The organism is Paenibacillus sp. BC26 (genome assembly GCF_900116125.1).
Lineage (GTDB): Bacteria > Bacillota > Bacilli > Paenibacillales > Paenibacillaceae > Paenibacillus_Z > Paenibacillus_Z lignilyticus.
Genome location: NZ_FPAD01000001.1, coordinates 1,086,340 through 1,109,437 on the forward strand (window position 1 = coordinate 1,086,340; position 23,098 = coordinate 1,109,437).

General features: G+C 50.5%; 11 protein-coding genes. All 11 read left to right on the forward strand.

Annotation, left to right across the window (positions count from 1 at the left end; genetic code table 11):
* Positions 1 to 7: 7 nt before the first annotated feature.
* A complete protein-coding gene (locus BM412_RS04545) occupies positions 8 to 910 on the forward strand; it encodes a carbohydrate ABC transporter permease (RefSeq protein WP_091214495.1) in 903 nt (300 codons plus the stop codon).
* Between the two features lie 288 nt (positions 911 to 1,198).
* On the forward strand, positions 1,199 to 3,205 hold the full coding sequence (locus tag BM412_RS04550; RefSeq protein ID WP_091214498.1) for a type 2 periplasmic-binding domain-containing protein: 2,007 nt from the start codon (positions 1,199 to 1,201) through the stop codon (positions 3,203 to 3,205).
* Between the two features lie 147 nt (positions 3,206 to 3,352).
* Positions 3,353 to 8,701: a CBM35 domain-containing protein gene (locus BM412_RS04555; protein ID WP_177245659.1), complete on the forward strand. Its 5,349-nt coding sequence runs from the start codon at positions 3,353 to 3,355 to the stop codon at positions 8,699 to 8,701.
* Between the two features lie 63 nt (positions 8,702 to 8,764).
* Positions 8,765 to 10,417 carry an S-layer homology domain-containing protein gene (locus tag BM412_RS04560; protein WP_091214503.1) on the forward strand — a complete coding sequence of 551 codons (1,653 nt, stop codon included), beginning with the start codon at positions 8,765 to 8,767 and terminating at the stop codon, positions 10,415 to 10,417.
* 229 nt (positions 10,418 to 10,646) lie between these two features.
* Positions 10,647 to 13,862 (forward strand): chitobiase/beta-hexosaminidase C-terminal domain-containing protein, encoded by a 3,216-nt coding sequence (locus tag BM412_RS04565; protein ID WP_091214506.1) that lies wholly within the window; start codon positions 10,647 to 10,649, stop codon positions 13,860 to 13,862.
* A gap of 174 nt (positions 13,863 to 14,036) precedes the next feature.
* Positions 14,037 to 15,680 carry a glycoside hydrolase family 140 protein gene (locus BM412_RS04570; RefSeq protein ID WP_177245660.1) on the forward strand — a complete coding sequence of 548 codons (1,644 nt, stop codon included), beginning with the start codon at positions 14,037 to 14,039 and terminating at the stop codon, positions 15,678 to 15,680.
* Between the two features lie 4 nt (positions 15,681 to 15,684).
* Entirely contained in the window at positions 15,685 to 18,135 is a 2,451-nt protein-coding gene (locus tag BM412_RS04575; RefSeq protein WP_091214511.1) for a glucosidase family protein, read from the forward strand.
* Positions 18,136 to 18,412: 277 nt separating this feature from the next.
* Positions 18,413 to 19,717 (forward strand): glycoside hydrolase family 140 protein, encoded by a 1,305-nt coding sequence (locus BM412_RS04580; protein ID WP_177245661.1) that lies wholly within the window; start codon positions 18,413 to 18,415, stop codon positions 19,715 to 19,717.
* 13 nt (positions 19,718 to 19,730) lie between these two features.
* Positions 19,731 to 21,878, forward strand: coding sequence for a hypothetical protein (locus BM412_RS04585; protein ID WP_143111566.1), 2,148 nt, complete (start codon positions 19,731 to 19,733; stop codon positions 21,876 to 21,878).
* Between the two features lie 151 nt (positions 21,879 to 22,029).
* Positions 22,030 to 22,626: a TetR/AcrR family transcriptional regulator gene (locus BM412_RS04590; RefSeq protein ID WP_091214520.1), complete on the forward strand. Its 597-nt coding sequence runs from the start codon at positions 22,030 to 22,032 to the stop codon at positions 22,624 to 22,626.
* A gap of 19 nt (positions 22,627 to 22,645) precedes the next feature.
* Positions 22,646 to 23,095 (forward strand): DoxX family protein, encoded by a 450-nt coding sequence (locus tag BM412_RS04595; RefSeq protein ID WP_091214522.1) that lies wholly within the window; start codon positions 22,646 to 22,648, stop codon positions 23,093 to 23,095.
* The last annotated feature ends 3 nt before the right edge of the window (positions 23,096 to 23,098 follow it).

A 23,098-nucleotide genomic window follows, 5' to 3' on the forward strand; every position in this document is an offset into this window, starting at 1 on the left:
GGCCCAGATGAGTCACGAATCCAATGCATACAAAGTATTTAAATACGGGAACATCAGCCTCCTGTTTATCTTAGTCGTAGCGATGATTTTTCCTTATGTGAATGTGCTCGCGATCGCGTTTAACGATCCGATGGATTCGCAATTCGGAGGCATCACGTTCTGGCCGCGGGTATTCACCGTTGATAATTTCAAAGTATTGCTTCAGAACAAAGATGTGATTACGGCGACCGGCATATCGGTCTTGCGGGTGATCATCGGGACGCTTATTGCGCTGGTTGTCCAATATATGTGCGCTTACGCCTTTACGATTAAGGACTTCAAAGGCAAAGCGGTAGTCCTGATGTTTCTGATGATCCCGATGTATTTTAACGGAGGATTGATCCCGCAATACCTGCTTTTCTCCAAAATGCACATGCTGAACAGCTTTCTGGTGTATGTGCTCCCGGTTTCCTTCAGCTTATATAATATGGTCATTATCCGGTCGTATCTGTTCAGTATCCCTGGAAGTCTTGCAGAATCAGCACGTATTGACGGAGCGAATGAGTTCATCATTATGTTCCGAATCTATGTCCCCTTATCCATGCCGATTATCGCGGTTCTGGCATTATGGAGTGCGGTAGGTCATTGGAATGATTGGACGACAACGCTGTATTTTATAACCGACAAGCATTTGTATACGCTTCAATATATATTGATGCAAATCTTGAGGGAAGGCGAGAGAGTCACGAAATTGATGGAGGAAGCCATTCGAATGGGCACGATGGGTGCAACGAGTTCGCCGCGCCAAATGACGCCGGCTGCGATTCGGGCAGCTAATATCATCATTACGACCATCCCGATTGTCATTATCTATCCATTCCTGCAGAAGTATTTCGTGCAAGGCATTACGCTCGGAGCCGTGAAAGAGTAACGCGTTCAATCAGGTCATCTATTAAAGGTGGTGAGGCCTACAGTTGTCTGTGATAGAGTAGTAATGGGGAAATCAAGCATGTAAGAATAAGGGGATCATACGGTTGCAAGGCCATGAAAAAAGAACATATCAAAGAGTGAAAGCGGGCTAATCTGTCGCCAAACCTACTAGCCGGCCGATCTCATGAATATGTTCTTGAGATTGTAGCACTTCTATTATCGCATATCTTTGTAAGCTCATTCCATACCTAATTTTATAAACGGCTACATAAATAAGGGAGGATTATGTGTGAAGAAGCAACTATCAACAGGCGTACGCCTATCGCTGACAGCAGCATTGTCTGTGGCCATGCTGGCCGGCTGCTCGAGCAATAATAATGAACCTGCGAAGAACGATGCAAGCGCTGCCACAAACACGAATAAAGAAGCTGTTGCAGACAATACAACGAATGCAGCGAACACGACTGAGAATGCAGCTCCTGCTGAGCAATTCTACTATGACATGTATGATAAAGTAACGGACAGCTCGGACTTCCCGGATTGGAAAGGGAAACAGCTGAAATTGAAAATGTGGTATTCCCACGGTACAGGCGAGCCTACTCATAATTCGGCAGAGCAAGACGTTGTAACGCCTGAAGCTAAGCGGGTTACCGGCGTTGAGATCGACCAAGAAAACTCCTTCGATAACGGCGGTCAGGATTTGAATGTGAAGATGGGCATGCTGAACGCGGCCAACGATTGGCCGGATATCGTAATGAGTTCGGATACAACGGCATTGGCTGACCTCGTTAAAGCAGGCAAGGTATACGATTTGACGGATGTCATCGCCAAGTATGCACCGAATCTGGCGAAGAGAACGCCGTTCGACAAGCTTCCCAAAGTCGTAGAAAATATTACGGTCAAAAATTTGGATGGCAAAACCTACGGATTCCCGCTTGAGCTTGGTGATCCGGACAATACGCTGAAGGTGCTTGATCCGTCGTTCGTCAGTCCAAACTCCCAACAAGCGCCGGATGGTTTGGGCTCGATCTGGGTACGTGATGACCTCTTGAAGAAGCTGTACCCAATAGCCAAAACACAGGATGAAATCGATGCCCTATACGTGAAAAACGGCGGCAAGTTCTCGAGAGAAGAACTGTATGATGTGCCGATCAAATCGAAGGATGACTTCTACAAATTCCTATATGACATGCAAGCGATGATTAAGAAAGAAAACATTAAAGAAAACGGCAAGCCGGTTGAAACCTCCTATGCATTCGGCGGCGGCGACAACTGGAGTACGCTGACTATGCTTCAAACGTACATTAACCGCATTCCTGCGAATAACAACTACTTCACGTACTATGACAAGAAAACGAAAGAAATCGAGTTCATGTTCCAACAAGAATGGTTTAAACAAACGCTTCTGGAGTTCAATAAGCTGGTTCGCGATAAAGTAATGGATCCTAAATCGCTGCTTGAGAACCAAGCGACACATACGGAGAAAATGAACAACGGTCAATATGCGGTCGCTTATCTGTGGGATACTCCGGATGAGAGCGTACTGAAAGCAGCCGGCAAGAAGTTCAGATACAGAAAAGTGTTCATGGATGCGCCGGTCAATACGGATACGTTCATTTCCCCAACAGGACCTAGCGGCAATAACCAAAGCATCCTGATCTTCAAAGACAAAGTAGCGGAAGAAGATTTGCCGCAAATCATTCATTACCTCGATTACATGGTCTCTGAAGTCGGCGAGAAAATGTACACTTGGGGTCCAAGAAGTGCAGGATTGTTCGATGAGACAGACGGCAAGCGCGTATTTAAGGATAAAGACCTTGAAGATGCAATGGTGTACAACAAAGACAACGGCGCCAACAACAAATACAACCTGCACAACAACAGACTCGGCTCCTCGTCTAAACAATGGCCGCCATACCCAACTTACATGTGGGGTGGTTCCACTGTAACGCCTAGCTATGCTTACGACAGAGTGGTATCTCCGGCAGACGGTCTGAGCTTCTTTAACCCTGGCAACCTGCCTAACAACACAACTTCTACGATTACGACAACCATTAAAGTAGACCCGGCGATCTGGAACTTCTTCGGTCCGGTACCGAGCGCAGATAAATTCTGGAAGGGCAGAGATGCATTCGAGAAAGCGCTGACGAAAACAATGGCTGCGAAAGACGATGCTCAATTCGAAGAATTGTGGAAAACATTCAGCGACATTGCAACGAAGAACGGTGCAAATGATCAAACGCTGAAAGAAATCAATGATTACTTCTTGAAGAGCAACGAAGGTATGTTGCCGTAATAAGTAGCTTCTAAGAATGACACTCCCTGGTTTTATATGAATTTTCACTTCATGTAGAGCCAGGGATCTCTTTTGCCTATTTTCGTGAAAATGGCCTTAAAATCGTTCGATCGTGAAAGCGATTACAAATTTTTAGGAGGTTTGAGCATGTCCGCATTGCAACGAAATAAGAAGAAGCTGCTGCGAGCTGCAGGCTCCACGCTGCTGGCAATGACGATTATCGTCCCCTATCTCGCACCTATTGAGAAGGTCCAAGCAGAAGAGCTTGGTTATTATGTAGGCGGTGACAACGCCTCGGACAGCAACCCCGGAACATCCGCGGAGCCGTTCGCAACGATTCAGAAAGCAGCCAGTGTTGCCGCAGCCGGCGACACGGTATTGATCCGCGAGGGTATCTATCGGGAAACCGTTACGCCGGCCAATTCCGGTACTGAGGGCAGTCCGATCGTGTATCAACCGGATGGCGATGCAGTGGTAACCATCAGCGGTGCGGATGCTGCGGATGGCGATTGGTCCGTCTATCAAGGCAATATCTATCAGAAGACGATTTCTCTTCCGGTGAACGGCTATAACGATCATATGACCACTAACGATACGCTTATGGCGAACCAAGTGTTCGTCGATGGCAAAATGATGATCGAAGCACGCTGGCCGAACGTATCGAACTCGGATGATCTGATGAACCGCGCGGATTGGAGAGGCGCCGAGCATGGCACTTGGGCTACAGCAGGTTCCGGTATGACCGTAGACGATGCCGAGATCCCGAATATGGATGGCGGCTGGGTTGGCGGTCAAATGTGGATGACAGGCTGGTTTATTCCGTCTACCGCACAGATCACGGCTCAGACCGGTACGAAGCTGACGCTATCGAAGAACACAGTTGAAGCATTCCGTGATTATTACTATCTCACGGGTAAGCTGGGCGCGCTCGACAGTGCGAAGGAATGGTTCTATGACGGGACGAAGCTCTACCTGTGGGCTCCCGATGGAAACAGTCCGGAGAACGTCGAGGTGAAGAAACGCAACTATGCCTTTGACTTGAACAACAAATCCAATATTACGATAAATAACATCCATGTAGAAGCAGCCTCATTGGTGACGAATGGCAGCAGCTCGAACATTACGGTTGACGGGCTGAAAGCCAAATATATCAACCACAGCGTAACGCTGCCAGGTCCGGATTTGACTTACTCTCACTCGGACGAAACGGGAATCAGGCTGATCGGTCCGGGAAGCAGCATTCATAACAGCGTAATCGAGTACAGCTCCGGAGCGGGTATCGTACTCGGCGAAGGCAACTCGGCAAACAACAACTTGGTGCATGATATTGCCTATGATGGAACCTATGCGAGCGGTATCGTACCGAAACCTTTTACAGGGAACCAAACGATTACGCACAACACCATTTACAGAACAGGTCGTTCCAGCATCGACATGTACAACAATCCGAATGTCGAGATTGGCTATAACGATATGTACGATTACGGCTTAGCCAACATGGACTTAGGTGCGGTCTACTCTTCCAGATCCTCCGATCTGACGGGAACGCGAATCCACCACAACTGGATCCATGATAACAAAGCGCCTTATAACATCCCGGATACCGGTATCCAAACAGGTGTCTATCTCGATCAAGGATCGGGTCCGGCACAAGTCGATCACAACGTCCTCTGGAATAATATGATTGACTATTACAACCAACATGAATTTGGCGAGGGCAAGCCCATCAAGATTTTTAATACCTATAACAATACGTTCGGTTCAATGGCTACAGCGTCTTACACCACTTACACAAGCCCAGCGATTGACGTAAATCAGAATAACATTCACCGTGATGCGATTCTGTCCGTTGATAATGCGATCAATACCATCAGACAAAAGACAGATCCTAAATTCGTCAATGATGGCCATGGCGGGCTGAAATACCGCCTGAAAGCAGAATCGCCTGCAGTGGATAAAGGTGGCATTGTTGCCGGAGTAACAGATGGATTTGTAGGTACGGCTCCCGATATCGGAGCTTACGAGCTAGGCGGCGAAGAGTGGGTACCGGGCTACACAGCCGACGGTTATGTACCGGCTTATTACGCTACGGAACAACCGCTGGAACCAACACCTCAGCCTCCGACGCCTCCTCCTGTGCTCGGCATGGTCACGATTGACGATGCAGAGACAGGGTCGGCTGAATTGAAATACGAGTTTGTCGGCGATTGGAATGCAAGCGCAAATGACAAAGCTTATATGGAAACCGATCATTTCAACAACAAAGCTGACGATTATTACCAAGTGAAATTTACCGGAACGCAAATCCGCGTGTACGGCGAGAAAAACAGCGGTTTTGGCATTGCTGCCTTCTCCATCGATGGCGGACCGGAAACCATGGTCGATACGTACAGTGCGACACGGTCGGTTAATACACTGCATTTCTCCAGCGAGACGCTTCCGCTTGGCAGCCATACGTTGAAAGTCCGACTGACCGGAGAGAAGAATGCAAGCTCCGGCGGAAACTGGGTAACTGCCGATCGTGTAGTCGTCACTACGGGAACGGTGACGGTGGATGACAATGAGACAGGTACAGGTCTTTATAAGTATGAGTTTGTAGGCGGATGGAACTTGAGTCCGAACGATCAAGCTTATATGCAGACCGATCATTTCAGCGGAACTACTAACGATTACTATCAAGTGAAATTTAACGGCACGCAAATTCAAGTGTACGGGGAGAAAAACAATTCCTTCAGTATTGCGGCATTTTCGATTGACGGTGGCGAAGAAACGCTGGTAGACAGCTACAGCGCTACAAGAATTGTAGATACGCTGCTCTACACCAGCGCGGAGCTGCCAAAGGGCGAGCATACGCTTAAGGTTAGATTGACCGGAACGAAGAACGAGAGCTCCGGCGGTTACTGGCATACTGCGGATAAAGTTGTTGTTATCCTTGGTTCCGTCGATGCGCAAACCACAACCGTTGACGATGATGACACCGGTACAGATGAGAATCAATATGAATTTGTAGGCTCTTGGAATGCAAGCGCAAATGTTGAAGCGTATCTGCAAACCGACCACTTCAGCGGAACGGCAAACGACTATTATCAAGTGAGATTTACGGGCACCCAGATCGAAATGTATGGCGAGAAGAACGATGCCTTTGGTATTGTCGCCGCATCGATTGACGGCGGTCCTGAAGTGCTGATCGATCTCTACAATCCGACACGTAAGGCTAATACGCTGCTTTACACAAGCCACACGTTGTCTAACGGAAGCCATACACTTAAAGTCAGAATTACCGGACTTAAGAATGCATTATCGAAAGGCATCTATACAACCGCAGACCGTGTTGTTATTACGAGCAGTGATACTGAGCCTGCGCAGACATTAACTTTCGACGATACGGATACAGGTACGGACGAGAACCAGTATGAGTTTGTTGGTTCTTGGAATGCAAGCGCGAATGGTCAGGCTTACATGGAAACCGATCATTTTAACGCGACAACAAATGACTACTACCAATTTAAATTTACGGGTACGCAAGTGAAAGTATACGGGGAGAAGAACGATGCCTTCGGTATCATTGCGGTCTCCGTAGACGGCGGGCTGGAAACGCTCGTTGATTTGTATAATGTTTCACGCGATGCCAATAAGCTGCTGTACACGAGCCCAGGCTTACCGCTGGAGCAGCATACGGTGAAAGTGAGAATTACAGGGAAGAAGAATGAGAACTCGGGCGGCACCTATACGACCGCAGACCGAATCGTCATTACAACTAGCGGAGCGATTGATGAGCCGACGCCTACGACGGTGCCAACACCGGAAGATCCGACGGATCCAACAGATCCGACAGATCCGACAGATCCGCCAGTACCAACGGCAGAGACGGAGCCGGATCCAGGGGTTATCTATGAAGCAGAGGAAGCCACACTTGAAGGCGGAACTGCTCTGGCAACCAATCATGACGACTTTACGGGCACAGGCTTCGTGGATAGTTTCAATGGTCAAGGAGCAGCAGTAACCTTCACCGTAAATACCTTCGCAACCGTGACGAAGGATGTTACGCTGCGTTACGCCAACGGGGATTCGGATATCCGGTCGCTGAGCGTTTATCTCAATGGCGAGAAAATCAAACAAACGAGTTTGATGGGAACCGGCGGCTGGGATGGCTGGGGTTACAAAACCGAGCAATTGGTCCTGCAAGCCGGTGAGAATACCATTACCTACAAATATGACGCAGGCGATACCGGTGCTGTAAACGTCGATAACATCAGCATTCCATTGGATGCGAATCAAGAACATGCACCGGGCATGAAGTATGAAGCGGAACTTTCCGCATTTAGTGGGAATGTCAAAGAAAACACCGATCATCCCGGTTATTCCGGCACCGGATTTGTTGACAGCTTTAACGGAGATGCTCCATCTCTTACCTTTACGGTTAATGCAGCTGCTGCAGGCAGCAAAGATGTGACCATCCGTTATGCTGATGGAGACGATGATCGAACTTTATCGCTTTACGTAAACGGTACGAAGATTAAGCAAGTTCACTACTCCGGCACCGGAAACTGGGATACATGGGGCAACCGAACCGTGAAGCTGACGCTTGCCGAAGGCGAGAATACGATCGCCATTAAGAAGGATGCAGGCGATACGGGACTTATCAACATCGACTACATCAGCATCGCAGGTGAGGAAGAGACTGGCAGCACAGTCAAATTAACAGGAACAGATGCTGTTGTTCAAGGCACGGATTTCGACCTCACTTACAGGGTCGAGAACGTAGAAGCCGTTGCAGCGCAAGACATCACGATCAGCTATGACAAAGATCTGTTCACCTTTGTCGGCGCCACTTCCGTTAAGGAAGGCACGGAGATTCAACAAACCGTTCACAATGAAGAGGCTGGAACGGTTAGATTGGCAGTCGTTAGCCTTGGGCATGACGGAGCAATCGAAGGCGCGGCAGACGTGCTGAAGCTTACGTTTAATCCGAAGGTATCCGGAACTGGCGCAATTGCCGTCACAAGCGCCGGGTTGTCCAATGGCAACGGAGATGTGATTCAAGCTGCTCCTGTCAGCCATTCGATTACCGTTACTTCGAATAAAGCAGAGCTGATCGCACTTATCGGTAACGCACAAAGCGTATATGACGATGCAGTTGAAGGCGTTGAGATTGATCAATATCCGGCAGGTACGAAGGCCGCATTGCTTACAGCCTTGAATGCTGCCGCAGCGGTTCGCGACAACAGCGCGGCGACGACGCAAGAAGTTGCGCAAGCCACTACGAATTTGACTAACGCACTTACGCACTTCCAGTCGCTGATCATCACGGCTACGACAGGCGATCTGAACAGCACGCCGGGCTATGACGTCGGAGATCTTGGCATCATTTCCTACAACTACGGCGCTACTTCTGCCGATGCAAACTGGAATTCGATTAAGCGCGCAGATATTAATGGCGACGGAGAAATCGGAATTTACGAACTGGCCTTTATTGCGATGAAAATGTTTCGTTAGTACGATGTACGGGAAGGCCGATTCATCGGCCTTCCCGTAACCTTCACGTTTAAGGAGTGTTCCATGTTGAAGCTCAAGCTAACCGCTTATTTACTCGTCACGATGCTGCTATCTGCTTGTTTCTCTTTCACCGGCGCTGCGCTAGCCGATCCGGCAACGAGCTTCCTTCTTAAGTCCAGCCCCTCAACCATCAAGAACGGTGATTCCATCACCTTCGAGATATCCGGTAAGAATGTTCAGGCTTTATATGCCTTTGAAGCGAAACTAACCTTTGATTCCGGCAAACTGGAGTATGTAAGCTCGGAGTCTGCTATTGAAGGGTTTATGGTCCCTGCGATTGTAGAGGGCAATCATATTACGATGGCAGCCACACAGAAGGGAAACGCAGCCGTGCAGCAAGGCAATTTTGCCATTGGCAGCATTACATTCAAGGCTAAGCAAACCGGCGATGCCGCAGTTACCTTGCAAACGATGAAGCTGTTGGATGCCAAGCTTAGCGAGACGGTGTTTGCCGTGAACAGCAGTGCAGCCATTTCGATTAATGGGACGCCTACGGTATCATCGCCGGGCCAGACAACATCCACGGCTCAGAGCGATAAACAAATAAGCAAAGATGTCAGCGGAATTTCCCAATTGACCGTTACGACGAAAACGTCCTACTTGCTTCAGCAATTAGCCGGGACTGAGAAACAGTTGACGATCGACGCGACTGCGTCGGAGTCTGTCGGGCATGTACAAATTGAACTCACCGGAGAAGTGATTGCCAAAGCGGCCGAGCTCGGCAAACCGATCCTTATTCAGAGTAACGGCGTGCAGCTGCAGTTTGATCCAAGTTCATTCAAAGTGAAGAACGGGGATGCCGTGAAGCTGAGCTGGTCAACGACGGGCAACCTGCCGGGGTCAGATGATTTGCAGCAAATCTCAGGCGTGTTTGATTTCGATTTATCCGTAGACGGCAAGCCTGTCCATGCCTTCAGCAAACCGGTAAAGGTTCAGTTCACTGTAGAAGCTGCCCAAATTGAAGATGAAGACAAGGTTGGGGTCTACTACTTTAATAAAGCCACCAAGAAGTGGGAGTATGTGGGCGGAACGTTGACGAACGACCATACGGTTAGCGCTGATTTGGATCATTTCTCACCATATGCCGTGCTGGAATCCGACAAGTCCTTTAGCGATATTCAAGGCCACTGGGCGCAAGCGGCTATTGAACGAATGGCTGCCAAACAAATCGTAAACGGTGTATCCGAGCAATTGTTCCAGCCGAATGCTACCGTGACTCGCGCTCAATTCGTGTCGATGATCGCACGCGCATTGAAGCTTCCGGCTGCATCCGCTTCATCGATGGGAGCATTCACGGATGTTTCGCATTCCGCATGGTACATGGACAGCGTGTATGCTGCGAACCAGGCAGGCATCACGAAAGGCACATCGGCCACAACCTTTGCGCCGGATGCCGTCATTACACGTGAACAAATGGCTCAAATCGTTGTTCAAGCTTATCTCTATGCAAACGGCGGTGCGAAACCTGACCCGGCAGCAGCTTCCACCTTCACGGATCAAGCGGCAATCAGCGGCTGGGCTTCCGATTCCGTACAACTCGCTGCGCAGCTTAACCTGATCAAAGGGTTCACGGATGGCAGCTTTGGGCCGCAGCTTCAAGCCACCAGAGCGCAAGCAGCTGAAGTAATTGATCTCCTGTTAAACACTACGAACTAGTAGAGAGCAGCTTCACCGGGAGGTCCTGCGTCATAATTATAGGGCATGGGACCTCCCGTTTTATATGAAGACGTACGATAAAGGGGGTGAATAATGAACCAGCTTTTTTAGAGATTCCAGAAGAAGTAAGCGTTTACACTCTCTGCATTTGAGAGAGAATCGAGATGTGGTAGTTTTACAGTGAAAGGCCAAGTGAAGCATAACATCATTCGAGGGGGATTATGTGCGTATGAACTTTTCAATGAAAAGCAGCAGCTTTCTTCGCAAAATGGTCTTATTGGCAATGACTGCAACACTCAGCATTCCTTTTATTTCTCCTCCGCAGCATGCGGCTGCGGCAGGCGCCACCTTTTACGTAGGCGGTACCGGCGCTTCGGACAGCAATCCGGGCTCTTCGTCCCAGCCGTTCGCGACCATTCAGAAAGCGTCGACAGTTGCAACTGCAGGCGACACGGTTAAGATCCGCACCGGTATCTACCGCGAAACGATTACGCCGACGAATTCCGGTTCGGCCGGCAATCCGATTATTTATGAGCCGGATGGCGGCGCGGATGTCACGGTCAGCGGTGCCGATACAGCGGATGGCGGCTGGTCGGTGCACAGCGGCAATATTTATAAGAAAACGATCTCCATGACGAACGGCTATAACGCGAATATGACGAACAACACGACACTGCTCGCCAATCAAGTGTTCGTGAACGGGCAAATGATGATCGAAGCCCGCTGGCCGAACCTGCCGGACTCGAACGATCTGTTTAACCGCAACGATTTCCGCAACGGTACCCTTGGCACTTGGTCAACATCAGGAGCGCAAACGGTAAATGACTCCGGCATTCCAAGCATCAGCGGAGGCTGGGTTGGCGGCACGATTTGGGTAAACGGCTGGTTTATCTCGCAGACTCGTACCATTACGGCACAAACGGGAACACAGCTGACCTTATCCGGCGGCATCATCGGCGGCGATGACAGACTGCGGAAGTACTATTACTTAACGGGACGCCTTGGCGCACTGGACGTTGCGAAGGAATTTTTCTACGATGGCACGCAGCTTTATCTGTATGCGCCGGGCGGAGGAAGTCCGACGAACGTGGAAGTGAAGAAACGGAACTATGCGTTTGACCTTAGCGGCAGATCGTATATTACGATCCGGAATTTGAAGCTGTTCGCGGCTTCCATTACGTCCAACACGAGCAGCACGAACATTACGCTTGACGGACTGAATGCGAAGTATATCAATCATGGGGTTACGATTACAGATTCGGATGTCACATATACGCATACAGGTCAAGTCGTGACAGGCGTAGGTACGGGCATTCGCTTGATGGGTGCGAACAGCATTATTCAGAACAGCGAAATTGCTTACAGCTCCAGCGTAGGCGTTGCACTCGGCTCGAACACGACAGCGAACAACAATAAGATCCACGACATTGACTATGAGGGTACGTACGCGAGTGCAGTCATGCCTGTAGATGGCACGAATGGCCAAACGATTACCAACAATACCATCTATCGCACCGGCCGCGCGAGCATTGACTTCATGAACAGCCAGAACGTGAATGTCGGCTACAACGATATGTATAACTTCGGGATGCTGAATATGGATATGGGAGCGATCTACTCCTCCCGAGACTATGTAACGGATGGCTTGCGCATCCACCACAACTGGATTCATGACTCCTCGGCTTTGTCGACGGGAGAAGGCATCCAAGTAGGTATTTATTTTGACCAAGGTTCAGGCTTGGCTCAGATCGATCATAACGTGCTGTGGAACAACGTAGTTGCGGATATTTATATTCAACATACTTCCTCCGCCGATGTTCAGAAGATCTTCAACAACACGTTAGCAACATCAGGTTATGCATCCTACGTAACCTACTCCAATGAAGCGACGGATAATATGAAAAATAATATTTTCCGCGACGAAGTCATCAACTACAATCCATCGACGACTTCTATCTTCCAAACGACTAACCCGCTATTCGTAGGCAGCGGTACAGGCGGATTGCAATATCGCATCACGACTTCGTCGCCGGCCAAAGATGCCGGAGCGGTCATCTCCGGGGTAACAGACGGATATGTCGGCACTGCACCGGACATCGGAGCCTATGAGTTTGGCGGCACGGATTGGGTTCCGGGTTATGTAGCTCCCGTTTCAACGGTGGCAACGCCGACGTTCAGCCCTGTTGCGGGAACGTATACTTCTGCGCAGTCGGTTACGATCTCAAGCTCTACCTCCGGCGCTGATATCCGGTATACAACCGATGGAAGCACACCGACAGCTTCTTCGACACTGTATACAGGAGCTGTCAACGTCTCGTCATCTCAGACCTTGAAGGCGATTGGCATCAAGGCGGGCATGACGAACTCTGCGGTAGCTACTGCAGCGTATACGATTAACCTGCCGGGAACGACGACAGTGAATGATACCGTAACGGGTACGGGGCAAAATCAATTCGAGTATGTCGGCTCATGGGGTTCGGGTCCAAGCACGGGTGCTTATCAGAACGATGAGCACTACTCGGGGAACACGAACGATTACTATCAGTTCGATTTCACAGGCACGAAGGTAGAGGTTTATGCTCAGAAGTATAGTTCCTCCGGTATTGCCGCGGTTTCGATCGACGGCGGAGCGGAAACGAACATCGATCTTTACAATCCAACGCTGCTGCTCAATACGCTTATTTACACAAGCCCGACATTAACGAGCGGCACGCATACGGTGAAGCTCCGCGTAACGGGTACGAAGAATGCCAGCTCATCGGCCTACTGGCTCGTTGCGGATCGTATCGTCGTAACCGCTTCGGCAACGCCTGCGGCTACGCCGACATTTGGCCTTGCAGCAGGCACGTATAATGGCACGCAATCGGTATCGATCTCGACGGCAACCTCCGGCGCCGATATTCGTTACACAACGAACGGCAGCACGCCGACAGCTTCTTCCACGCTGTACACCGGTCCGGTCAGCGTTTCGTCGAGCATGACGCTGAAGGCGATTGCCATCAAGTCCGGCATGTCGGACTCGTCCGTAGCAAGTGCTGCGTATACGATTACGACAACGGTTAATGATTTTGTGACCGGTACGGGACTGAACCAGTTCGAATTCGTTGGCTCATGGGGTTCAGGAGCGAGCACAGGCGCTTACTTGGATGATGAGCACTACTCCGGCAATACGAATGATTATTATCAAGTGGATTTCACCGGAACGAAGGTAGAGCTGTACGGCCAGAAATACAACTCTTCCGGTATTGCAGCGATTTCCATTGATGGTGGAACCGAAACCATGGTGGATCTCTACAATGCGACACTGCTCAAGAATACGCTGATCTACACCAGCCCGACGCTCTCGAGCGGCAGCCATACCGTTAAAGTTCGCGTGACCGGAACGAAGAACGCAAGCTCTTCCTTCACATGGGTAGTAGCGGACAGAGCGCTTATTACCAACTAAGGCTTTCTTCCAAACAGTCAACCGGAATGTTCCGGTTGGCTGTTTTTTTGGTTTTTCACATTTCCAGATTGCAGCATAAGTTAGCCGTATATTCACTATTTTCCTTGATAGCGCTTGCACTAGAATAGAGTTGGCGACAAGTAAGCGGAAGTTATTATGGAGGAGGTGACGGGCTTGAACCGCAATATGGACGCGAAAGTGTGGGAATGCGCAGAGCTGGTTTTCAAAGCAGCGGAAAGGTACGATAATCCCTTCCTGGAAGTCGAGCTGCAGGCTCAGTTTATCGGTCCAAACGGAGAGACGCTGATGATTCCCGGCTTCTGGGATGGAGGCAGTTTGTGGAAGGTCCGTTTTGCTCCGGTTACTGCGGGAGAATGGCATTATACGACGATTTGCTCCGATCAAGCGGATGCCGGACTTCACGGCCATACGGGCATCGTAACAGCTGCCGCTTGGCAAGAAGAGGAGCTTCAGCATAATCCAAATCGAAGAGGTTTCGTGCGCATTCATGAATCGGGCAGATGGTTCGAATACGGAGATGGAACGCCGTTCTATTGGATGGGGGATACGTTATGGTCCGCGCATACGCTGCGCTGCGACTTGAAGAAAACGCTTCCGGCCTATTTGGAAGACCGCAGGAAAAAAGGCTTCAATGTGATCCAGCTGGTTGTCGGCCATCCGACAGCAGACCAATTCAGCGAAGAAACAAGCAGCTATGTCAGATATGAGCCGGAGTATTTTCTCAATGAAGGAGGAGCGCCGTATCTGGAGCGGTACTCGCTCATTAATCCAGCCTATTTCAGCCATTTGGACCTGCGCATTCGCCTCATGCTCAGCATGGGATTCGTTCCTTGTTTAATGGCCATGTGGGGCCAGGATTTGCAAGGCATTAAGGTGGAAGGCGCCAAGCATTATCTCCGTTATCTTGTCGCACGATATGCCGCATTCAACGTGATGTGGTCGCCGGCAGGCGAATATCTGTTCACGGATGACGTGGAAGGCTGGCGCGAGCTGGGGAACGAAATTCATCGCAGTGATCCTTACAGTCATCCGACCTCGGTTCACTCCGTCGCACCGCACAGCGGCAGCCGGCATTACCATGCGGAAGAGTGGTACGATTTCAACCTCATTCAAGTGGGGCATGTGCTCGGATTCAAAAATTTCATGGAAATGCTGCCTTATCTCGATTATCAGATGCAGCCGCCCAAACCCTCGATTATGAGCGAATCCTGGTATGAGAATCATCCCAACTGCGTGCTGGATGACGGCATTCGCATAAACGATCAACATATCCGTTTCGCCACTTATGTTCCGCTGCTGCAGGGCTGTATCGGGCAGACTTATGGTGCGCATGGGATTTGGTCCTTATATAACGGGGAGCAGAAGGATAAATGGACGGATCAAATGAGGCCTGATTTATGGCAGGATGATTTGAATCTGCCCGGGTCTGGCCAGATGAAGCATGTACGCGATCTTATGGAAACGGTCAATTGGCGGGAGCTTGAGCCTCATCCGGAGTGGGTGAGTACGGTGGCGGAAAGCAATGTGTACTGCGCGGCCATTCTTAGGGAGCAATACATCGTCTATTGTACAGGCGGCCAAGCTCCGGTCCCGGTCCTCGTCATGGTCTTGGGCGCAAAACAAGGCGGCGAAACCTACGAAGGGAAATGGATGAATCCTCGTACGGGAGCGTGGCATGCGGTCCGAAATGAAGACCTCCAGTATCACGGCTATGGCAGCGGGATGATGTGGAGAACGTTCACGCCGGATCATGAGGATTGGATACTTAGCTTAAAACGAGTGAAAGAGGAGAATTGACGAGATGAAGACGGCTTATAGCGTAAACAGAGGCGTAATCGTAAGTGAGAAAGGCATCCCGGAATCGCCGAGATGGTTCTCGGACAGCCGATTGAATTTTCAAATCGATCAGAATGCCGTGACCCAGGTGAATTATCACAACCCGCTTGCCATCCGCGGATGCAACACGATATTTCTGCAACGATTATGGGATGGGTTTAGACATTTTATCGAGCTGGATGGCGTAACACAGAAGCTCTCTTATTCGAATTCCAACCTATGGCCGTTTGGCGTTGAATCCGAGTGCGAGGTTCATGGCGTAAAGCTTCAGCACCGGATGATGGCGGTAGATGAGTCGATCGTATTTCAAGTGACGACACCTCCGGAGCTCCCGCTTTCTTTTCGCTACAAAATGGAGTTTTACAAAGACTTCGCCTTAATCCCGGCGGATTCGCAGGACTTCCGGTTCAGCGCCGGCGGCACAAGTCGCGTGTGGGAGGAATGGTCCTACGATGAAGCAGCGAGTCTGCTGCACGGCTCGTTCCTGGAGATTCAGAAAGAGCGGGAAGCCGGCCATCCCGATGATATCAATATCAATAATCCGGATGTGAGTAAATACGACCGCGAGGAGCCGGTTCCTCTATTTATTAGCATTGGTGCGGATTTTCCGATTGGCTATTCCAAGAGGCCGCTTAATTCGAAGTATATGCTCACTAGCAGCGAGGCTTTAGAACCAAACCGGACTTACAGCTTCATAATCAGTTTTGATTGCGATAAGGAAGCGCTGCTGAATAAAGCCTATGTGATGTCAGCTGAAATCGAGGAAGCCGTGTCGAAGCAATTTGCCCGGTATGAACGGATTCGGGAACGTTCGCCTATTCTGAACAGCCCTTATGAAGGGTTAAACGACTTCATGAGTCTAATTCCGCTGTACCACGAATCCTGCAAAGTTACGGACGTTCCCGGAGCCATTAAAGCGAAAAACAAACAGTACTGGGTATGGGGCTGGGACGGCATTACGAGCAATTACGCCTCGCTCTATTGGGGCGATCAAGCGTTTATCGGCGACATGCTTCGCTTCTACGAAGAGACGGCAGATGCGGAATGGGGCATTGCGCACAGCTATCGCCATGACATGAGCTTGAACAGCGTCAGCGCGCTTCCGGCGCAGAGCATGTATATTTCGCTGCTTCAGCAGTATTATGCGACGACGGGCAATAAGCAGGATGTGTTGGATCGCTATGATTTTGTCAAACGGATCTTCAACCTCATTCTGACGCGGGAAGTGCAAGGAACGGGCTTTTGCGAAGGGGCTTCCTTGTTTCCGGATTTTCCGGCGTTCATGCATGAAACGGGGACCAGCGATATTAGCAGCTTGAACAACACGATTTTCTACTGTGCGGCTCGTTCGATGGAGTACCTGGCAGAGCTCGTAGGCGATCAGGAGACAAAGGATCGCGCGAAAGCCGTCTTCAGCGGGATTGAGAAGAACTTTCTGCCGCTGTTCTATGACGAAGAAAAGCAGTTCGTCGTTAGTTCCATCGATTCGCGGACGCTGCAGAAGCGCAATTCCTTCAACGCCAACGCGGTCAAATGGGAGAGCCATTATTTAAGTGATTTGATGGATAAGGTGAATGCGGGAGCGCTTGAATTCTTCGCGAACCATATCGTCTGCAAAGCGGGCTTGCGTGAAATTCCGGTCTGGTCGGATGCCTTTGATATGGATGCGAACCAGCTGCACTGTTGGTGGCCGGTAACCGGCGAATACTTCATGCAGCTGATTAACGATGGCAATCGTCCTGACCTGATTGAGCAATGGATCGGCTGGGTGAGCTATTGGACCGGGAAGCTGACATGCCCGGAAGGCATTTCCTGCTATATCGATACGGCCGAACCGGACGTGGACCGTTGGAATACGGAGAACGGCACCTGGCATGCCTATTCCATGAGAGGCTGGTATCAAGCAGCGATTCATGGCGTGGTCGGCGTTTCCATGGAAGCGGGAGGCTTCACCTTCCATCCGTATGCCGGGGAAGAAATGACGCTCGAAGGGCTATATTATGGCGATCAACGACTAGATATCGCGATGATAGGTTCGGGTCCGTACTTGGAGTCGATTGAAGTGGATGGTCAACTGCTCGAAGCGACTAACAAGCTGCCTGTGGATGTTGCGAAGGGAGCGGGGCAGGATGCGGCTTCGCAGATAACGGTGCGCCGAGTTCAAGCGAATCCCTACCCGGTTAGCATTCAGAAAGCGTTCGGCATCGAGCTGTCGGACTATTCCTATGAAGACGGCGTCATTCGCGCGCAGATGCAAGGCGCGGGAACGAGCAGATTGAAGTTGATCGCGCAGCGAGAACCCGTCGTCACAATCGGGGGCAAGAGCGCGAGCGTGCAATATGATGCTGCAGCGGGCAAGGCAACGGTGGAAGTGGATTTGAAAGTCGGGCAACGTGAGGAATTAGTTATTCAGTAAACCGACTCTAAACTGCGTAAAGTCCGAAATGATGCTGAGAGTCGATAAATCCGACTCTCAGTTGCCAAACACCGGATAAATGATGCTGAGAGTCGTAAAACCCGACTTTCAGCACGCAAACTAACCTGCTAGTGATGTTACTACAGCTGAGAGTCGACCGGCATAGGTAAGCGAGATGCAGGAGCAGGACCTGCATGCGAGTTCGCGCAAGAAGCCCATCCAGAGGTCTACATGCTAGCGAAATCAGCGAATATCGAGCAAGAGGAGATGTACGCCAGTGGCAATTAAGGGGTATCTGCAAATCGCAGCTGATCAGCGAAGCTTCCAAGACGGAGAAGGGAAGCCGTTTTTTTGGCTGGGGGATACGGCTTGGGCGTGTCCGGGACGAGCGACGTGGAAGGAATGGGTGGACTATGTGGATATCAGGTCCGCTCAAGGCTTTAACGTGATTCAGCTCAATTCGCTGCCCCAGCATGATGCATTTCAGCCGATTTTTCGAGGAGACTGCCGACCGTTCGCACTTCTAAATGAGGAGAGCGCGGATGGCCGGATTTTCAACTGGGATTATGATGCGATTCAAGATGCGTATTTTGACAGGCTGAAGAAAATGATCGCGTATGCCAATGACAAAGGGATGGTTATCGCGCTTATCGTGCTTTGGTTCGAGCATGTCCCGAATTCGAGGCTGGATGTCATCCCCGTTCATCCGGGCATGACGGTGCAGCAGGCGATCCGTTACGGAACTTATTTGATAGAGAAGCTGGAAGAGTCGAATATAGTATGGATCGTTAGCGGAGACGATGAATTCAAGGGTGAAGGCGTCGCGGCCTTCTATAACGAGGTCGGCCTTGCCATGAAAGAAGCCGAGCCATACGGACGGCTGATCACGACTCATCCGGTGCATAAATCCGGCGATACGTACCATCATGCGAGTTGGCTTGATTTTAATATGGTGCAAAGCGGTCATGGTCTGAATCAAGAATATAATCTGGGCCTTATTCGGGAGGAATGGGATAAACAGCCGTCCAAGCCGGTGCTTAACGCAGAGCCGTGCTACGAGCATCATCCCATGAGCGGACGCGAACGGCGCTTCGACCGTTATGGGGTTCGGCGCGCGGGCTGGCGGAGTGTGCTGGAGGGGTCGTTAACGGGGATCACTTACGGTGCCTATTGGATCTGGAATTGGGCGAAGATCGGTGAAGCTCCGCTTGGCGGAGCCCCATCAGCATACTGCTGGAGAGATGCAATCGAGCTGCCCGGCGCCTATGATCTGGTTCGCATGAAGCAGCTGCTCACAACGTTGCCATGGTTCAACCTGAGGCCAACAGCTGAGAGAGTGCGCAGCAAACATCCTTTTACAGTGTCAGTGGCAAGTACGGAGGATGGCAGCCTGCTGCTGGCTTATTTGCCGGAGAAGTGTGAGATTTGTCTGGATGTAAGCGGGCTGGAAGTGGAAGGGAAGACGGCAATTTGGTGGAACCCGGAGAGTGGAGAACGCCTTGCGGCGTCCGATCAGTTCGACAGCAATGAATTCGTCGGCAGCTCGCCTTTTGAGAGGGATGGACTGCTAATCATTAGTTAACGCGGAGCAGCTAATGCTGCGGGAGAGAAGGGGAACGTTCATGTACTCGGCACCGATTATGCTATTGCTGGATACCAGCATGACAATGGATCATCATCGCATTCGGCAGGCGGTTTCAGATATTTACGAGAAAGGCTTTGATACGGTTTGCGTGGAGTTCCGCAATAATATTTATGATGAATACGATCCGCAGGGCAAAGCGGCGGTGCGAGTAGTCTCAGAGGAGTGCACGCGGCTAGGCTTGCAATTTCTGATGATCATGCCCATGCTCGGTCCGAATATCGTCAAGGAGCATCCGGAAGCGCGCCAATCTTGGGCGGTTGAGCATACGGGGCAAGTCGTCGATAAGCGGTTCTCCATAGCGATCAAGCGCGTGCATAATGTCGGATTCATCAATACCGATCCAAGAGTACGAGGCGTCGCGAAAGCTTTCCATATCATCAGGGACGCAAGTCGGCGCATTATAGAAGCCACCGACATTACGGACCGGATTACGTTCGCCATCGACATGAACATCGAGACTACACTTGCCGGCACCTATGAGCAGGATGGAGAAATTCTCGTGTATGCGAGGTATGATACGGATTATATGGATTTTGCCTATAGCGGGATGCACAAATCGGTAGATTCGTTCTTGGAGCAGTATGAAGGTTTGCCGCTGGACGGCTATGCGATCGATGAATTCGGAGCGGGCTGCAGATCGAGCGAGGACGTGTATTTTGTCGGGGGCCATTATCTAGCAGGTTTCAAGGCCAAATATGGCTATGATTTGCTGGACCGAGTCTACTTGCTGAAGAATGAAGCGGTCGATGCTTGCGCGGGAAAAGTGCGTTACGATTACTATCAGCTGACGATCGACCTGACCTATGGCTTGCAGAAATACGTAAAAGACCGCTACACGGAGCGTTTCGGCGAGAACCTGTTCGGCGGCTTCCACAGCACTTGGTGGGGGGAAGGCAACTCAGGCGATCTGTGGGCAGGAAATATCGACTATTTCAGGCTGACGGACAATTTGAGCGGCGGGTTTGTAGATGCACAATTTGATGCCGAGCGAACGATGGTTTCCATGACGATGCTTGCCGAGTCGCTTGCCAAATATTCTGCGAGCGGCCATGCCTACAATATGTGCTGGGATCGAAATACAACGAAGGGGAAGCTGGATTATTACCAGCGGCTGCTGGCAGTCCGCAATGTGAGATGGGTCGGCCATGCATACGGCTACGTAGGGCCGTTTGGCCCCGGATATCCCGATCACAGCACCTGGGACGATACGAAGGTTTGCTTGGAGCGGCAGAAAACGTTCCAGCAGTTCATTGGCACAGCAGTCAGCAAGCCAAAGCTTGCGATGATGTACGTCTGGGAATCGGTCGCCTACTTCAACAATGAATACATGCATTACCACAGGCTCAGTTTGAAGGCTGTTCTCGATAAAATGATGCAGGAGCACCTCGAGATCGACCTGATTCCGACGAGTGAAGCAGATTTGGAGCGTTACGATACGCTAATCGTGTTATGGCCGACGATGTTGCCGGAGGCTGCGTGGCAATCGATTCAAGGGTATGCCGCTACGGGGAGAAGAGTGATCTTTATCGGCCCGCCGGCGCAGTGTACCGTGGAAGGCCGTGATATTCGCAGTGAATTCGAGCAATTAACCGGCGCTCAATGTGTTAACCCGAGCGCTGGCAAGCTCTATACCGGCGATTATGAATACGTCGAGTGGGATATTTGGTTCGCCAAATCCAAAATCGAGATGCACATGTTCCCGCTAACGCCGCTAGCCGGCGAAACGACGTTGATTCATGATGGCGACATCATAGGGGTTAGCAAATTGAACGTGGAATATTTTTCGTTTGAAATGCCGCTTACGTCGTATTTTGAAACCTTATTGGTTACACTTTCGCATGCGCGAGAGCTGGATCTCCCGCCGAATACGATCAGCAAAGTATCCTACGATGGCGACAATGCCGTGCTCTCGATGACAGGACGCTGGGAATCGCGAATCAACTGCAGCTTTTCCTTTAGAGGCAATAAGATCACGATAACAGATGGCGTTCTTGTCGGCATTCGTTTGGAAGGGAACCGAGTAGTTGAAATTATAAGCGATGCCGATTGTACAATCGAAGTGAATGGCAGTAAACGAGAATATGTGACGATTGGATAGCGGAAGCAGCATAGGGAGGCCGGGCATCTGAAAAAAATGCTTGGCCTTTGCTATTTACCTATTTACAAACCGATGGTCGGTTTATATAATAAAAACAACAACCAACAACTGGAAATGCACGAACAACTACATCAACAAGGAGATGTCGAAGGTGAAGCAAGAGGAACGCAGAGAGCAAACGATTCGCTTATTGCTGGAAGCAACCAAATCGCTTGTTCGCGAGAAAGGCTGCTCTTCGTTAACGCTGAAGGACATTATGGAGCGATCGGAGCTTTCGAAGGGGGCCATCTTTCATTATGTGAAGAGCAAGGATGAATTGTTTGCCTGGGTGCTGCTGGAGCGGCTTGAGGAAACAAACAACCGGTTTATGAGCGAAGTGGGGAGAAAAGGCGGCGAGTTTGAGGGGCCGATGGGCAGTATTGCCGGTAGTCTAAACAGCTTGGAAGAATCGGATGACGTTACGAATAAAGTGTTTGTTTATTTGCTGGGCAAGGAAGAAGAGCCGGCCGTAGCGGAGGCGCTGAATCAATTCTATGACCGCTCCGTTCAATTGTCGCGAAGCTGGATTACCGCGGGTCAGCAGCATGGCGTTATCCCGGCCGCAATCGATGCGGATCGTACGGCAGAGCTGTTTGTCTTGATTTCATTAGGGCTGCGAGTCCGATCCTCGTTCTCCATCGTAAACGGCCAATTCACAGCTGTTCAATTCGTGCAATTGATTACCGGCATGCTTAAACCTACAACCTAATATTAGGAGGAATGTTGTTATGGCACCTTTTATTGTATTGGCAGGTTCATGGTTATTGTTTCGATGCTTGGGGTTGGCAGGTTTGTCCTACTTTGACGGATGGCAGACGCCGCTTCAAGCTGCGGTTGCCCTAATGCTGCTGTTGACCGCATCGGCGCACTGGGGAAGCAGGCGGCCGGATCTGATCCGGATGGTACCGCCCTCCTTGCCGAAGCGGGAATGGATCGTATCCGCAACCGGATGGCTGGAGCTTGCCGGTGCAGCGGCCATTCTAATTCCGCTGACGGCGCCTGCCGCAGCCATCAGCTTGGCGCTTCTATTCCTCGCGATGTTCCCGGCGAATGTGCGCGCAGCAAGAGAGAAGCTTACCATCGGCGGCCGACCTGTACCGGGACTTCCGCTTAGGACGCTCCTCCAGCTTGTTTTTATCGCAGCCGTTCTGCTGGCCTCTCCGATTATTCAGCTCTAATAA

Bases quoted from the DNA above. Each gene is read 5' to 3' on its own strand.
- BM412_RS04585 (WP_143111566.1), top strand. From the start codon at position 19,731: ATGCTGCGGGAGAGAAGGGGAACGTTCATGTACTCGGCACCGATTATG.
- BM412_RS04555 (WP_177245659.1), top strand. From the start codon at position 3,353: ATGTCCGCATTGCAACGAAATAAGAAGAAGCTGCTGCGAGCTGCAGGC.
- BM412_RS04565 (WP_091214506.1), top strand. From the start codon at position 10,647: ATGAACTTTTCAATGAAAAGCAGCAGCTTTCTTCGCAAAATGGTCTTA.
- BM412_RS04560 (WP_091214503.1), top strand. From the start codon at position 8,765: ATGTTGAAGCTCAAGCTAACCGCTTATTTACTCGTCACGATGCTGCTA.
- BM412_RS04545 (WP_091214495.1), top strand. From the start codon at position 8: ATGAGTCACGAATCCAATGCATACAAAGTATTTAAATACGGGAACATC.
- BM412_RS04595 (WP_091214522.1), top strand. From the start codon at position 22,646: ATGGCACCTTTTATTGTATTGGCAGGTTCATGGTTATTGTTTCGATGC.
- BM412_RS04575 (WP_091214511.1), top strand. From the start codon at position 15,685: ATGAAGACGGCTTATAGCGTAAACAGAGGCGTAATCGTAAGTGAGAAA.